General features: G+C 70.3%; 10 protein-coding genes. 5 read left to right on the top strand and 5 right to left on the bottom strand.

Features of this window, described 5'->3' with window-relative positions:
* Positions 1–47: 47 nt before the first annotated feature.
* The 3 genes from ACFQ8C_RS33560 to ngcE form a co-directional block, all read right to left on the bottom strand.
* Entirely contained in the window at positions 48–980 is a 933-nt protein-coding gene (locus ACFQ8C_RS33560; RefSeq protein WP_383465175.1) for a carbohydrate ABC transporter permease, read from the bottom strand.
* Positions 980–1,909 (bottom strand): carbohydrate ABC transporter permease, encoded by a 930-nt coding sequence (locus tag ACFQ8C_RS33555; RefSeq protein WP_383465174.1) that lies wholly within the window; start codon positions 1,907–1,909, stop codon positions 980–982. The genes ACFQ8C_RS33560 and ACFQ8C_RS33555 overlap by 1 nt, the downstream gene beginning before the upstream one ends.
* A gap of 101 nt (positions 1,910–2,010) precedes the next feature.
* Positions 2,011–3,456 carry an N-acetylglucosamine/diacetylchitobiose ABC transporter substrate-binding protein gene (ngcE, locus tag ACFQ8C_RS33550; RefSeq protein ID WP_383465172.1) on the bottom strand — a complete coding sequence of 482 codons (1,446 nt, stop codon included), beginning with the start codon at positions 3,454–3,456 and terminating at the stop codon, positions 2,011–2,013.
* A 515-nt stretch (positions 3,457–3,971) separates the two neighbouring features.
* On the opposite strand from ngcE, the gene ACFQ8C_RS33545 reads away from it, so the two are divergent.
* On the top strand, positions 3,972–4,907 hold the full coding sequence (locus ACFQ8C_RS33545; protein WP_383465170.1) for an FG-GAP repeat domain-containing protein: 936 nt from the start codon (positions 3,972–3,974) through the stop codon (positions 4,905–4,907).
* Positions 4,908–4,987: 80 nt separating this feature from the next.
* Here the strand turns inward: ACFQ8C_RS33545 and acnA are convergent, their stop codons facing one another.
* Positions 4,988–7,702, bottom strand: coding sequence for an aconitate hydratase AcnA (gene acnA / locus ACFQ8C_RS33540; protein ID WP_383465168.1), 2,715 nt, complete (start codon positions 7,700–7,702; stop codon positions 4,988–4,990).
* Positions 7,703–8,370: 668 nt separating this feature from the next.
* On the opposite strand from acnA, the gene ACFQ8C_RS33535 reads away from it, so the two are divergent.
* A complete protein-coding gene (locus ACFQ8C_RS33535; protein ID WP_383465167.1) occupies positions 8,371–8,730 on the top strand; it encodes a VOC family protein in 360 nt (119 codons plus the stop codon).
* 96 nt (positions 8,731–8,826) lie between these two features.
* Positions 8,827–10,356: a helix-turn-helix domain-containing protein gene (locus ACFQ8C_RS33530; protein WP_383465165.1), complete on the top strand. Its 1,530-nt coding sequence runs from the start codon at positions 8,827–8,829 to the stop codon at positions 10,354–10,356.
* An 88-nt stretch (positions 10,357–10,444) separates the two neighbouring features.
* On the opposite strand, the gene ACFQ8C_RS33525 is transcribed toward ACFQ8C_RS33530, so the two are convergent.
* The gene (locus tag ACFQ8C_RS33525; protein ID WP_383465163.1) at positions 10,445–11,998 is read right to left on the bottom strand and encodes an MFS transporter; all 1,554 of its coding nucleotides are present in this window, start codon (positions 11,996–11,998) and stop codon (positions 10,445–10,447) included.
* A gap of 305 nt (positions 11,999–12,303) precedes the next feature.
* Here ACFQ8C_RS33525 and ACFQ8C_RS33520 point away from each other — a divergent pair, with 305 nt between their 5' ends.
* Positions 12,304–14,052, top strand: a complete 1,749-nt coding sequence (locus ACFQ8C_RS33520; RefSeq protein ID WP_383465162.1) for an AMP-binding protein — start codon at positions 12,304–12,306, stop codon at positions 14,050–14,052.
* A gap of 9 nt (positions 14,053–14,061) precedes the next feature.
* On the top strand, positions 14,062–14,883 hold the full coding sequence (locus ACFQ8C_RS33515) for a PaaX family transcriptional regulator C-terminal domain-containing protein (RefSeq protein ID WP_383465160.1): 822 nt from the start codon (positions 14,062–14,064) through the stop codon (positions 14,881–14,883).
* Positions 14,884–15,130 lie beyond the last annotated feature (247 nt).

Raw genomic sequence — 15,130 nt, 5'->3', positions numbered from 1 at the left:
CCCGCACGCGGGCGCGTGCGGGGGCCTTCGGGAGCGTGGGAGCGCTGCTACTTCACGGCGCCGGCGGTGAGACCGGCCACCACCTGCCGCTGGAAGACGATGTACGCGGCGAGCACCGGCAGCATCGCCATCACCAGGCCGGCGAAGAGCCCGGACCAGTCGCCCTTGTAGCCCTGGCTGACCGCGAGCTGCACCAGGCCCTGCGAGAGCACCTTGTTGTCGGGGTCGGTGTTGAGCACGGTCGGCAGCAGGTACTGGTTCCACTGGCCGAGGAAGTTGAAGATGCCGACGCTGATCAGGCCCGGCTTGGCCATCGGCAGCATCACCTGGAAGAAGGTGCGGGTGTGCGAGGCCCCGTCGATGAAGGCCGCCTCCGCCACCGAGGTCGGCAGCGTCCGGAAGAAGGCGGTCAGGAAGAAGACGGTGAAGGGCAGCGAGTACGCGATGTAGACGAGGATCAGCCCGTGGATCGAGTCCAGCAGGGCCATGTTCTGCATCACGTAGAAGAGCGGCACCAGCGCCAGGATGATCGGGAAGCTCATCCCTCCGATGAAGAGGAAGTAGAGGAAGCGGTTCCCGGGGAACTCGAAGCGGGCCAGCACGTACGCCGCCATCGAGCCGAACAGCAGGGTGCCGATGAGCGAGCCGCCGACCACCAGGACGGTGTTCAGGAAGTACTCGCTCATGTGCGCCTGGGTCCAGGCGCGCGACCAGTTGTCGAAGTGCAGCGCGTCCGGCAGCGACCAGGGCGAGGTGAAGATCGCCCGGTCGGTCTTGAAGGAGGTCATGACCGCCCAGAGCAGCGGCGTCACCACCATGATCGCCCAGATGATCAGCACGCCGTGCGAGAAGACGTTGAGGACTCCGCCCTCGCGCTTCCCCTCGACGGGGGCCGCGACCTTGGTCACCGGGGGGACCTGGCCCGCGCGGGGGGCGGGGATCTGCGCGTCGCCGGTCGGCGGGGTGTCGGTGGTCTTCATCAGAACTCCAGCCGCTCGCGCCGGCCCAGCTTCATCACGACCGCCGCGAAGGCGAGCGTGACGAGGAGGAGCGCGACGCCGATGGTCGTGGCGTAGGCGGCCTGACCGTCCCGGAACGCCTTCTGGTACACGTACAGCGGCAGGACGATGGTGGAGTAGTCGGGCCCGCCGCCGCTCGGCCCGACGGTCATGATCTGCACCACCGCGAAGGACTCCGCGCCGAGCGCGAGGATGCCCATGTAGATCCACCCCGACTGCACGGTGTCCCAGAGCAGCGGCAGGGTGATCCGGAAGAAGGTGGTGAAGCGGTTGGCGCCGTCGAGCAGCGCGGCCTCGTAGAAATCGCGCGGAATGGACGCCATGCCCGCCGAGAAGAGCACCACGAAGAAGCCGACCGTGGACCAGACGAGGACCACCATCACGCAGATGAGGGCGAGGTTCGGGTCACCGAGCCAGTCCGGCTGGATACTGCCGAGACCGACCGCCTTCAGGAACGAGTTGATCGCCCCGCTGTTCGGGTTGTACGCGAACTGGAAGAGCAGCGCCACGATCACGATCGACAGCACCTGCGGGAAGAAATAGACGATCTTGTAGAAGGAGGAGCCGCGGACGCCCGCGACCGCCGCGCCCTTCCGCTGCCGGCCCCCGACATTCAGCATGAAGGCCAGGAAGAGCGCGAATCCGACCGTCACCAGGGGAAGGACGACCGCGAAGGTCAGACTGTGCTGGAGCGACTTCCAGAAGATCTCGTCGTCGAGCAGTCTGGTGTAGTTGTCGAGGCCGACGAACCCGAATTCGGGACTCAGACCGGTCCAGTCCGTGAGCGAGTAGTAGATGGACTGGATGAACGGCCAAATGACGAAGAGCGCGTAGAGCGCCAGGGGCACCGCCAGGAACCCCACGATGAAACGGTACTTGCCGTGCTGCATTCCCAACCGACCCCGATCTTCGGCGAAGGGCGCGCCGCGGCGCCGCGCGCCGAGGGGCCGGGGCCCGCTCCCGGTCGGCGGGAAGGGGCCCCGGCTGCTCACTAGTGCTTGTAGTGCTTGATGTTCGGGTCCTTGGCCGCCTCGTCGGCGAACTTCTGGATCTTCTTGATCGTCTCGGCGGGGGTGGCACGACCGGCCATCATCTCGCCGATACCGGCGACGCCGATCTTCTCCTTCTGGAGCGCGACGTACCAGTCCTGGAGGCGGGGGTTGACCACGTTCGTGCCGGCCTTCTCCAGCGCCGCCACGCCGGACTTGAGGCCCGGGGAGAGCTCGATGCCGTCGGTGCCGCCGTTGAGCGCGCTGAGCGACTTCACGGACTGGGTGAAGTTCTTGGAGGAGGCCTCGCTGAGCATGATGCGCAGCTGCTCCATGGCGGCCTCGGGGTTCTTCGCCTTCGCCGGGACGATGAAGGGCTCTCCGCCGGCCGCCCAGATGGTGCCGAAGGGCAGCTTGTCGGAGGAGTCGAGGCCGGTCGGGGCGGAGACGGCGAGGCCGAAGTCGGCCGGCATGGTCTTCGCGGCCTCGTTCTCGACCCAGGAGCCGTTCGGGATGAAGAGGGCCTTGCCCTCGGTCCAGGCGGTCTGCGACTGGATGTGGTCGAGGCCCGGGGTGCCCTGGAGGATGTACCCCTTGCGCTGGAGCTCGTAGTACGCCTCGAAACAGGCCTTGACGGCGGGGTGCTCCCAGGCCTTCGGCTCCAGGTTGTCGATGGCGTCCAGGACCTCGCGGCCGCCGACCTTGCCGATCATCGGGTAGAGCGAGAAGGGGAGGTAGTACGGGTGCTTGCCCGCGTACGTCCAGGGCGCGATGCCCTTCTTCTTGGCCTTCTCGCAGACGGCCAGCATCTCGTCCCAGGTCTCGGGGTACTTCGCCTCCAGCGAGTCGAGCGCCTTCTGCGAGTACCACACGCCGTAGACGGTGTAGGCGTAGTTGAGCATCCAGCAGGGCTCGCCGTCGAACTGGCCCATCTCGACGATGCCGGGGCGCAGGGTGTCGCGGACCTTCTTGCTCGGGTCGTCGACGGAGGGCGCGTCCAGCAGCGGGGTCAGGTCGGTGAGCTGCTTCTGGCCGACGAGGACGCCCATGTCCATCTGCTCGGCACCGGAGTTGTCGATCAGGTCCGGCGGGTTGCCGCCGTTGAAGCGGGGCTGAAGCTCGGTGGCGATCTTCAGCATCGGGGTGAACTTGACCTTGGCCTTCGGGTGGCTCGCCTCGAAGAGCTTGATCGCGTCCTTGGCGTACTGCTGGCCGAAACCGCCGTCGAAGAGGACGAAGTCGAGCTCGGCCGACTCGTTCACCCCGAGCGGGTTCTTTTCGGACTTGACGCCCTTCTCGACCTTGTCGTTGGTCTTGCCGCCACCGCTGGCGCAGGCGGAAAGGAAGCCCATCGCCGGGACGGAGATCAGACCGACGGCAGCGGAACGCTTGATCAGATCACGACGGCCGAGGCCGCCCTCGTTCGAGTGGGCGGAGGTGGATCCCATGCTCAAGTCCTCGCCTTCATTCAGGACAAAGGCGGTGTACCGGTCGCCCGTACTTCGTCTCGCCACCGGCGAAGGGCCCCGCCACCGCGGTCATTTGCAGCTGGGTCGTGCAGGCGTCGGGCCGGCGCCGGAAGAATCCGGCGGGCTGGACGCCGACAGGTATAGTCCACTTCCCTCGGCGGGAGCAAGATCGAAAGCAGCATTCCTCGGGCATCTTTCCCGAGTTGAGACCTCGGGCATTTCCCCGGAGCTTCCGCCGGAAGGCTGCCCGGACACCCGGGAACCCACCCCTCCGACATGCCTTCACAAGATGAATGGTCCAATCGAAAACCGGCGAAACGGACCACCCCCGAAGAAAGTTGGGATTGGCCGGAACCGCGCGGGCGCGGACGCCGTCTTCCTGACATGTACGGAGCCACTGCCGGGCGGGCGGAAACGGGGGAAAACCCGCCGAACCGGGCCGAGTTCGGCGGTGCTTCGTGCCCTTCTGTTCTCGATTCTGATCTGGAGATCACGTGGCCAAGACTTCTGGCCTGAACCGCACGGGCATGCTCGCCCGTGTCACGGTCGCCGCGGTGACCGCCGCCCTCGTGGGCACCACGACCGCCGCGGTGGCGGCGGAGCCGGCTCCGGCGTTCAAGCCCGCGCCCGCGCAGCAGTCGGACCGCGTCTCCGCCTACGCGGTGACCGCGACCACCGGGGCCCCGCTCAACAACCTGTACGGCGTGAACAGCGCCGGCACCGTCTGGGGGTACACCCCCGTCAGCGGCGGCGGCATCCAGCGGCTCGCCGACTCCTCCGGCACCCACTGGACCTCGTACAAGCACTTCAACCAGTCCGACGTGGACGCGCGCGTCGACTCGTACGGCTTCAAGCACTCCGACGGCTGGTACGCCGTCCGCAGCGACGGCCGGCTGAACTACACCGACGGCGGTCCGCTCCGTGACCTCGGCGGCGGCTGGAACATCTACAACAAGGTCATCTCGGCCGGCAACACCGGCGGCGGCGCGTCCGAGGACATCCTGGCGCGCGACAGCGCGGGCGTCCTGTGGCACTACCTGGCCTACAGCAACGCGGCGCTGACCCAGCGCACCCGGATCGGCTCCGGCTGGAACGCGTACACCCAGATCGCCGGCAAGGGCGACGTCACCGGCGACGGCCGGGCCGACATCGTCGCGCGCGACCGCAGCGGCGTCCTGTGGCTGTACAAGGGCACGGGCAGCCGCACGAGCCCCTTCTCCGGCCGCACCCGGATCGGTGGCGGCTGGAACGCGTACAACCTGATCGTCTCGTCCGGCGACCTGACCGGTGACGGGCGCGCGGACCTGGTGGCCCGCGACGGCTCCGGCGCGCTCTGGATGTACAAGGGCAAGGGCAGCTCGTCCTCGCCGTACTCCGGCCGGGTCAAGATCGGCACCTCGGGCTGGAACGGCTTCCGCGCGATGTTCTGATCCACCCGGTGAAGACGGAAGGGCCCCGCTCCTCGTGAAGAGGAGCGGGGCCCTTCCCGCTTGCTACCGGATCAGCGTGTTCAGCCGCGGATCAGGTTGCGCAGCACGTACTGCATGATGCCGCCGTTGCGGTAGTAGTCCGCCTCGCCGGGGGTGTCGATGCGGACGACCGCGTCGAACTCGACACCGGTGTCGGTGGTGACCTTCACCGTGCTCGGGGTGGTGCCCTCGTTCAGCTCGGTGATGCCGGCGATGGAGAAGGTCTCCTCGCCGGTCAGGCCCAGCGAGTCGGCCGACTGGCCGGCCGGGAACTGGAGCGGGAGGACGCCCATGCCGATGAGGTTCGAGCGGTGGATGCGCTCGTACGACTCGGTGATGACGGCCTTGACGCCGAGGAGGGCCGTGCCCTTGGCCGCCCAGTCGCGGGACGAGCCGGAGCCGTACTCCTTGCCGCCCAGGATGACCAGCGGGGTGCCGGCGGCCTGGTAGTTCTGCGAGGCGTCGTAGATGAAGGAGACCGGGCCGCCCTCGACGGTGAAGTCGCGGGTGTAGCCGCCCTCGGTGCCCGCCGCGATCTGGTTGCGCAGGCGGATGTTGGCGAAGGTGCCGCGGATCATGACCTCGTGGTTGCCTCGGCGCGAGCCGTAGGAGTTGAAGTCACGACGCTCCACACCGTGCTCGGTGAGGTACTTGCCGGCCGGGGTGTCGGCCTTGATGGCACCGGCCGGGGAGATGTGGTCGGTGGTGACCGAGTCGCCGAGCTTCGCGAGCACGCGGGCGCCCGTGATGTCGGTGACCGGGGTGGTCTCCATCGTCATGCCCTCGAAGTACGGGGGCTTGCGGACGTAGGTCGACTCGGCGTCCCACTCGAAGGTGTTGCCGGTCGGGATCGACAGCGCCTGCCACTGGGCGTCGCCGGCGAAGACGTCCTGGTAGGACTTGGCGAACATGTCCTCGCCGATCGCGTTGGCGACGACGTCGTTCACCTCGGCCTCGGAGGGCCAGATGTCCTTGAGGAAGACCGGGTTGCCCTCGGTGTCGACACCCAGCGCGTCCTTGGTGATGTCCACCTTCATGGAGCCCGCGATGGCGTACGCGACGACCAGCAGCGGGGAGGCCAGGTAGTTCATCTTGACGTCGGGGTTGATGCGGCCCTCGAAGTTGCGGTTGCCCGAGAGGACCGAGGTCACGGCCAGGTCGTGCTCGTTGACCGCCTTGGAGACCTCCTCCGGCAGCGGGCCGGAGTTGCCGATGCAGGTGGTGCAGCCGTAGCCGACGAGGTTGAAGCCGACCTTGTCGAGGTACGGGGTGAGGCCCGCCTTGTCGAAGTAGTCGGTGACGACCTTCGAGCCCGGGGCGAGGGTGGTCTTGACCCACGGCTTGCGGGTCAGGCCCTTCTCCACGGCCTTCTTCGCGACGAGCGCGGCGGCGACCATGACGTACGGGTTCGACGTGTTGGTGCAGGAGGTGATGGCCGCGACCGTCACCGCACCGTGGTCGATCGTGTAGGTCGAGCCGTCGGGGGCGGTCACCTCGACCGGGTTCGACGGGACGCCGTTGGAGACGGCCGGGGCGTCGGAGGCCGGGAAGGACTCCTCGCCCGCCTCGTCGGCGGTGGAGACGTAGTTGCGCACGTCCTGGGCGAACTGCTCGGCGGCGTTCGCGAGGATGATGCGGTCCTGCGGGCGCTTCGGGCCGGCGATCGACGGGACGACCGTGGAGAGGTCGAGCTCCAGCTTCTCGGAGAAGTCGGGCTCGGCCTTCGGGTCCAGCCAGAGGCCCTGCTCCTTGGCGTACGCCTCGACGAGCGCGACCTGCTGCGCGGAGCGGCCGGTGAGCCTGAGGTAGTTCAGGGTCTCGTCGTCGATCGGGAAGACCGCGGCGGTGGAGCCGAACTCCGGCGACATGTTGCCGATGGTGGCGCGGTTCGCGAGGGAGGTGGCGGCGACGCCCTCACCGTAGAACTCGACGAACTTGCCGACGACGCCGTGCTTGCGCAGCATCTCGGTGATGGTGAGCACCAGGTCGGTGGCGGTGGTGCCGGTGGGCAGCTCGCCGGTCAGCTTGAAGCCGACGACGCGCGGGATCAGCATGGAGACCGGCTGGCCGAGCATGGCGGCCTCGGCCTCGATGCCGCCGACGCCCCAGCCGAGCACACCGAGGCCGTTGACCATGGTGGTGTGGGAGTCGGTGCCGACGAGGGTGTCGGGGTACGCCTGGCCGTTGCGGACCATGACGGTGCGGGCCAGGTGCTCGATGTTCACCTGGTGGACGATGCCGGTGCCCGGGGGGACGACCTTGAAGTCGTCGAAGGCGGTCTGGCCCCAGCGCAGGAACTGGTAGCGCTCCTTGTTGCGGCCGTACTCCAGCTCGACGTTCTGCGCGAAGGCGTCGTTGGTGCCGAACTTGTCGGCGATGACGGAGTGGTCGATGACCATCTCGGCCGGGGAGAGCGGGTTGATCTTCGCCGGGTCGCCGCCGAGCGCGGCGACGGCCTCGCGCATGGTGGCGAGGTCGACGACACAGGGGACACCGGTGAAGTCCTGCATGATCACGCGCGCCGGCGTGAACTGGATCTCCTGGCTCGGCTGGGCCTGCGAGTCCCAGTCGCCGAGGGCCCGGATGTGGTCGGCGGTGATGTTCGCGCCGTCCTCGGTGCGGAGCAGGTTCTCCAGGAGGACCTTCAGGCTGTAAGGGAGGCGCGCGGAGCCCTCGACCTTGTCCAGCTTGAAGATCTCGTACGACTCGTCGCCCACGCGCAGCGTGCTGCGGGCGTCGAAGCTGTTCGCCGACACGACAGTCTCCTTCATCAATGTGCGCGTACTACCGTCATGCTGCCGCCACGGCTTCTCGCCGATCCGCTAAGGTAAGGCTAAGTTAGGTAGCCCTTACCGGGGAGGCGGCCGCAGTGCGCCGTCAGCAGTTATCTCGATGTCGAGATAACCCTAGTGCATCCCCGGCCATCGGTCATGCCCGACCGGGTCTCGATCTCACGTGGCGGGCCGAGCGGCGCGTACGCCCCCGGGCACGGACGACGGAGCGGCGAGGGCCATCCGGGGACCGCCCCGCGGACGCGGGGGCGCGGTCCCGGACCCGGCACAGGCGACACGGGCCGCCCGGCACGGGGCGACACGGACGCCCGGCACGGGGCGACACGGACGGCCCCGCCCGGGGCGACGCGGAGATCACCGCGCTCGGGGAGGCGCTCGCCGCGCACCCCTTCGCGCCGGGCCCCGCCGAGGAAGCCGGGGCCACCGTACGCGAGGTCGCGCGACACGCGGACGCCGACGCCCGCCGGGGGGGGCGAAGCGGCCCCCCGAGCCGGGGCCTCCCGACCCCGGCGGACCCGAAGGGGACCGCGGGGGGGGCACACCGGTCCGCACCTCCGCGCCTCCGCGCCCCCGCGTCTCCGTTCGGACGCGCGCGCGTTGCCGCGGGGACGGGGCGGGCCGAGGATCGGTGCATGTTCAGCGGCACGCACATCACCCTCTACAGCCGGGACGCGGAGGCCGATCGGGCCTTCCTCAAGGACGTCGCCGGGTTCCCCCACGTGGACGCCGGGCGGGGGTGGCTGGTGTTCCGCCTCCCGCCCGCCGAGGTCGCGGTCCATCCGGTCGAGGAGGGCGGGTCGCGGCCCGAGGTCTACCTGATGTGCGAGGACCTCACGCGCACCCTCACCGCCCTGGAGGACAAGGGCGCGGAGATCTCACGGGCCATCACCGACCAGGGATGGGGACTGCTGGCGGCCGTACGGCTGCCGAGCGGCACGGAGCTGCCGCTGTACGAACCCCGACACCCCACGGCCCTCGACCTTCCCGGCTGACCCAAACCGGTCATATAACCTCATACGTAACGACACGTCACTCGAACGCCCCACCTCAATGATCGACGCATCTCATATCTGAGATAACGTGACGGCATGGCAGACGACTACCTCGTACGCATCGGCAAGCTCATCCGTGACGCACGGCAGCACCGCGGCTGGACCCAGACGCAGCTCGCCGAAGCCCTGGCCACCAGTCAGAGCGCCGTCAACCGGATCGAACGCGGCAACCAGAACATCAGCCTTGAGATGATCGCCCGCATCGGCGAGGCCCTCGACAGCGAGATCGTGTCCCTGGGCTACGCCGGCCCGATGCACCTCCGCGTCGTCGGCCGCCGCCGGCTCTCCGGTTCCATCGACGTCAAGACCAGCAAGAACGCCTGCGTCGCCCTGCTCTGCGCCACCCTCCTCAACAAGGGCCGCACCGTGCTGCGCCGGGTGGCGAGGATCGAGGAGGTCTTCCGCCTCCTCGAAGTGCTCAACTCCATCGGCGTCCGCACCCGCTGGATCAACGACGGCATGGACCTGGAGATCGTGCCGCCGGCCGAGCTGGACATGGAGTCCATCGACGCCGAGGCCGCCATCCGCACCCGCTCCATCATCATGTTCCTCGGCCCGCTGCTGCACCGCCTGGACCGCTTCAAGCTGCCGTACGCCGGCGGCTGCGACCTCGGCACGCGCACGATCGAGCCGCACATGATCGCGCTGCGCCGCTTCGGGCTGGACATCACCGCCACCGAGGGCCTCTACCACGCGCAGGTCGAGACGGCGGTCACCCCCGACCGCCCGATCGTCCTGACCGAGCGCGGCGACACCGTGACCGAGAACGCCCTCCTCGCCGCCGCCCGCCACGACGGCGTCACCGTCATCCGCAACGCCTCCTCCAACTACATGGTCCAGGACCTGTGCTTCTTCCTGGAGGCGCTGGGCGTCCGGGTCGACGGCGTCGGCACCACCACCCTCACCGTGCACGGCGTCCCGGAGATCGACGTGGACGTCGACTACTCCCCCTCCGAGGACCCGGTCGAGGCGATGAGCCTCCTCGCCGCGGCCGTCGTCACCGAGTCCGAGCTGACGATCCGCCGGGTGCCGATCGAGTTCCTGGAGATCGAGCTCGCGGTCCTGGAGGAGATGGGCCTCGACCACGACCGCTCCGCCGAGTACGCCGCCGACAACGGCCGCACCCGCCTGGTCGACCTCACGGTCCGCCCCTCCAAGCTGGAGGCGCCGATCGACAAGATCCACCCGATGCCCTTCCCGGGCCTCAACATCGACAACGTCCCCTTCTTCGCCGCCATCGCGGCCACCGCGCAGGGCCAGACCCTCATCCACGACTGGGTCTACGACAACCGCGCCATCTACCTGACGGACCTCAACCGCCTCGGCGGCCGCCTCCAGCTCCTCGACCCCCACCGCGTCCTGGTCGAGGGCCCCACCCGCTGGCGCGCCGCCGAGATGATGTGCCCGCCCGCCCTCCGCCCGGCCGTCGTCGTCCTCCTGGCGATGATGGCCGCCGAAGGGACCTCCGTCCTCCGCAACGTCTACGTCATCAACCGCGGCTACGAGGACCTGGCGGAACGCCTCAACTCGGTCGGCGCCCAGATCGAGATCTTCCGCGACATCTGAGCCCCTCCCCCTGCTCCACGCCTCACCCCCGTGCCGCACGCGAAGGCCCCGCCGGACGGCGGGGCCTTCGTGGCGGTGCGGGCGGGGGTCAGCCTCCCGGCATCACGCCGCCTCCCTTCAGGCGTTCGATGTCGGAGGGGCGGACCTTGATGACGAAGAGGGCTATCAGGAAGGACACGATGGCGAAGGCGGCGGCGACGACGAAGCCGGCGGAGACGCCGGAGGTGAGGACCTGGTCGCCCCAGGGGGGCGGGAGCTGGCCGGTCTCGGCGAAGCGAGCCTTCTCCAGGGGGCCCGCCTGGGCCAGGAAGGCGGGGACCTGTTCGTCGGCCTCGTTGCGGCTGGCGGTGCCGAAGACGGTGACCAGGATGGAGAGGCCCAGCGAACCGCCCACCTGCTGGGTGGCGTTGAGGAGGCCGGAGGCGGCGCCGGACTCGGCGGGCTGGACGTTGGAGAGGGCCATCAGGGTCAGCGAGACGAACATGAAGCCCATGCCGGCGCTGAAGACCAGCATCGGGCCGAGGATCGAGCCCGCGTAGGTGGAGTGGACGTCCGTCAGGGTCAGCCAGGAGAGGCCCACCGCGAGGCAGAGGGAGCCGAGGACCATGAAGGGCTTCGGGCCGAACTTCGGGAGGAACTGGGAGGTGAGGCCGGCCACCACCGCGATCACCGCGCTGACCGGCAGGAAGGCCAGTCCCGCCTCCAGTGGGCTGAAGCCGAGGACCTGTTGCACGAAGAGGGTCAGGAAGAAGAACATCCCGAAGATCGCCGCCGCCAGACAGAGCATCATGCCGTACGTGCCCGCCCTGTTGCGGTCGGCGAACATGTGCAGCGGGGTGATCGGCTGCCGGCTCCGGCGCTCCACCAGGATGAAGGCGACCAGCAGGACCACCGCCGCGCAGAACGAGGCGATCGTCCAGGGATCGCTCCAGCCCTCCTGCGCCGCGCGGATGAAGCCGTACACCAGCGCCACCATGCCGAGGGTCGACGTCAGCGCGCCCGCCAGGTCGAAGTGGCCCGGATGGCGTTCGGACTCCTTGACGTGACGGGGGGTCAGGATCGCGATCATCACCGCGATCGGCACGTTCACGAAGAAGATCCAGCGCCAGTCGAGCCATTCGACGAGCATGCCGCCCGCGAGCAGTCCGATCGCGCCGCCGGCCGCCGACACGCCCGCGAACACGCCGAAGGCCCGGTTGCGTTCGGGCCCTTCCTCGAAGGTGGTCGTGATCAGGGAGAGCGAGGTCGGCGAGGCGATCGCGCCGCCGACGCCCTGGAGGGCCCGGGCCGCGAGGAGTTGCCATCCCTCCTGCGCGAACCCGCCGAGCAGGGAGGCGAATCCGAAGAGCAGCACACCGAAGATGAAGACGCGGCGCCTGCCGAGGATGTCGCCGGCCCGCCCGCCGAGCAGGAGGAGACCACCGAAGGTCAGCGTGTAGGCGTTGACCACCCAGGAGAGGCTGGTGGTCGAGAAGTCGAGATCGCTCTGGATGTGGGGCAGTGCGATGTTGACGATGGTGATGTCGAGGACGACCATCAGCTGGCAGGAGGCGATGACGAACAGGGCGATGCCCTTGCCGTCGCCCGCTCTGGAGGGGGTGGGGTCCACCGCCGGAGTCGTCGGCTTCGGTGTACTACTCATGATGCGTTCATGGGCATCGCGCCCTCACCGCAGGAGCCGTGGGCCGGACGGTCCACCTTTCGACCCTAAGCCCGACCTCCGGACGCGACCAGTCGATCAAGCCCCGCCGGACGCCGTCCAGTTCGACACCCCGCCCGCTCCGCCAGGCCGGTTCGCCCCTCGTCGGGTGAAAATGCGGGTATGTGGGCCCTCTCCGCCGCCCTCGGGCGTCCCGGTCGCCCTCCGCACCCGTATCGCGGAGTGGCGACGTCCGTCACCGATGCGATACACGACTGTCCGTGTCGCCCGCCCGAGGGGCCGGGGCCGTGGAACTGACGCGCTCCGGGCACGTCGACGGCTTCGCCCGCGACCGGCTGCCGCCCGCCTCTCAGTGGCCCCGGCTGCTCTTCGAGCTGCCCGGGCTCGACTACCCCGAACGGCTCAACTGCGCCGTCGAACTCCTCGACCGGACGGCGGAACGGCTCGGCGACGAGCGGCCCGCCGTCCACGACGGGGAGGGCGGGACCTGGAGCTACGGGGGACTGCGCGAACGCGTCGACCGCCTCGTCCGGGTGCTCACCGGCGAGCTGGGGCTGCGGCCCGGCCACCGGGTGCTGCTGCGCGGCCCCACCACGCCCTGGCTCGCCGCCTGCTGGCTCGCCGTCGTGAAGGCCGGCGGGATCGCCGTCACCGTCCCGGCGCAACAGCGCGCCGCCGAACTCGCCTTCGCCGCGGAGACGGCCGCCTGCTCCCTCGCCCTGTGCGACGCGGGCGCGCTCGACGAACTGCTGGCCGCCCGCGTCCCGGGCCTGACGGTCGTCCCGTTCGGCGGCGACGGACCGGACGACCTCCTCGCCCGCGCCGGACGCCGGGCACCCGGACCGTCCCCCGCCGCCGACACCGCCGCCGACGACGTGGCCCTGATCGCCTTCACCTCCGGCACCACCGGCCGCCCCAAGGGCTGCGTCCACTTCCACCGGGACGTCCTCGCCGCCGCCGACACCTTCTCCGCGCGGGTCCTGAGGCCCCGTCCGGACGACGTCTTCGCCGGCTCCCCGCAGCTCGCCTTCACCTTCGGCCTCGGCGGGCTGCTGGTCTTCCCGCTGCGCGCCGGCGCCTCCACCATCCTGATGGACCGGGCCGGGCCCCAGCAGCTCCTCGCCACGATCGGCCGGGACCGGGTCTCGGTGCTCTTCACCGCGCCCACCGCGTACCGGGCGATGCTCGGCCTCCTCGACGCCGGCTCGGCCGCCGACCTGTCCTCGCTGCGCCGCTGCGTCTCGGCCGGCGAGCACCTGCCCGACGCCGTCTGGACCGCCTGGTACGCCAGGACCGGGCTCCGGCTCATCAACGGCCTCGGCACCACCGAGCTGCTCCACATCGTCGTCGCCGCCGCCGACGCCGACAGCGGCCCCGGCACCACCGGCCGCCCGGTGCCGGGCTGGCGGGCCGCCGTCCTCGGCCCGGACGGCCGGCCCGTCCCCGACGGACGGGAGGGGCTGCTCGCCGTGCGCGGCCCGGTCGGCTGCCGCTATCTGGCCGACCCCCGCCAGACGGAGTACGTGCGCCACGGCTGGAACGTCACCGGCGACCGGTACGTCCGTGAGCCGGACGGCCGGTTCCGGTACGTCTCGCGCGCCGACGACATGATCATCTCGGCCGGGTACACGATCGCCGGTCCCCAGGTGGAGGAGGTGCTCCTCGACCATCCGGACGTCGTCGAGACGGCCGTGGTGGGCCGTCCCGACCCGCTGCGCGGCCAGGTCGTCGTCGCCTACGCGGTGGTACGGGACGGGGTGCCGCGCGACACGGCCACCGCCGCCGCGCTGCGCTCCTTCGTGCGCGCCCGGCTCGCCCCGTACAAGTCGCCCCGCGCGGTGGTCTTCGTGGACGCGCTCCCCCGCACCGCCACCGGCAAGCTCCAGCGCCACCGGCTGCGCGTTCCGCCGGGTCCGGAGAGCACGGGTCCGGAGAGCACGGGGCCGAAGACCACGGGGCCGGAGACCACGGGGCCGGAGCCGGCGGAACCGGAGCCGCCCCGGTCCGATCCGACGGGTCCGGTCCGTACGGCCTAAAGTGATCACGTGGCCGAGCAGCACACCCCCCGTTCCCTGATCGTCTCCCTCTACGGCGCCTACGGCCGACCGTCGGAGGGGACGCCGATGCCGGTGGCCGCGCTGATCCGGCTGCTCGCGGTGGTCGGCGTGGACGCTCCCTCGGTGCGTTCCTCGGTGTCCCGGCTCAAGCGGCGCGGACTGCTGCTGTCCCGCCGGACCCCCGACGGCGCGGCCGGTTACGCCCTGTCCGACGACGCCCGCCGGCTCCTGGAGGACGGCGACCGGAGGATCTACGCCCGGACCGAGCCCTCGCCGGCGGACGGCTGGGTCCTCGCCGTCTTCTCCGTGCCCGAGCAGGAGCGGCACAAGCGGCACCTGCTGCGCTCCCGGCTCGGGCGGCTGGGTTTCGGGACGGCGGCGCCGGGCGTGTGGATCGCGCCCGCCCGGCTGTACGAGGAGACCCGCAACACCCTGGAGCGGCTCGGTCTCTCCCCGTACGTGGACTTCTTCCGCGGCGACCACCTCGGCTACACGGCGACGGCGGAGGCGGTGGCCCGCTGGTGGGACCTGCCGGCGATCGCGCGGCTGCACGAGGAGTTCCTGGCCGGTCACGAGCCCGTCCTCGCCGCCTGGCGCGAGGCCCCGGGCACGGAGGAGGACGCCTACCGGGACTACCTCCTCACCCTCGACGCCTGGCGCCGGCTGCCGTACGCGGACCCGGTCCTGCCGCCCGGGCTGCTGCCCGCGGACTGGCCGGGGCGGCGGTCGGCGGAGGTCTTCGCCGGGCTGCACGGGCTGCTGTGGGAGCGGGGCGCGGAGTACGTACGGTCCGTGGAGAAGGACCTGTAGGCCCGTACGGGCGGGGACCTGGGACCCACCAGGGTCGGGAGGGGGGCCTCTGTGGCCGGTTGTCGCTCCCCTATATGGTTGAAACCAGGACGTCCCGGGTCACGCCCGCCCTGATTTCCGGACGCCCGCCCGCCACCCCTGCGAAGGGAGTCCGCCCCCCATGCCCCCTAAAGTCACCGGCCCCGGGGGCGCGCGCCCCCCCCGGCCGGGGGGGGGGGGGGGGGGGGGCCCCACGCCCGCCCCCCGC

Origin of the sequence: Streptomyces sp. NPDC056503 (genome assembly GCF_042794995.1) — a bacterium.
Taxonomy (GTDB): domain Bacteria; phylum Actinomycetota; class Actinomycetes; order Streptomycetales; family Streptomycetaceae; genus Streptomyces.
This window is presented reverse-complemented; position numbering and strand designations above follow the sequence as displayed.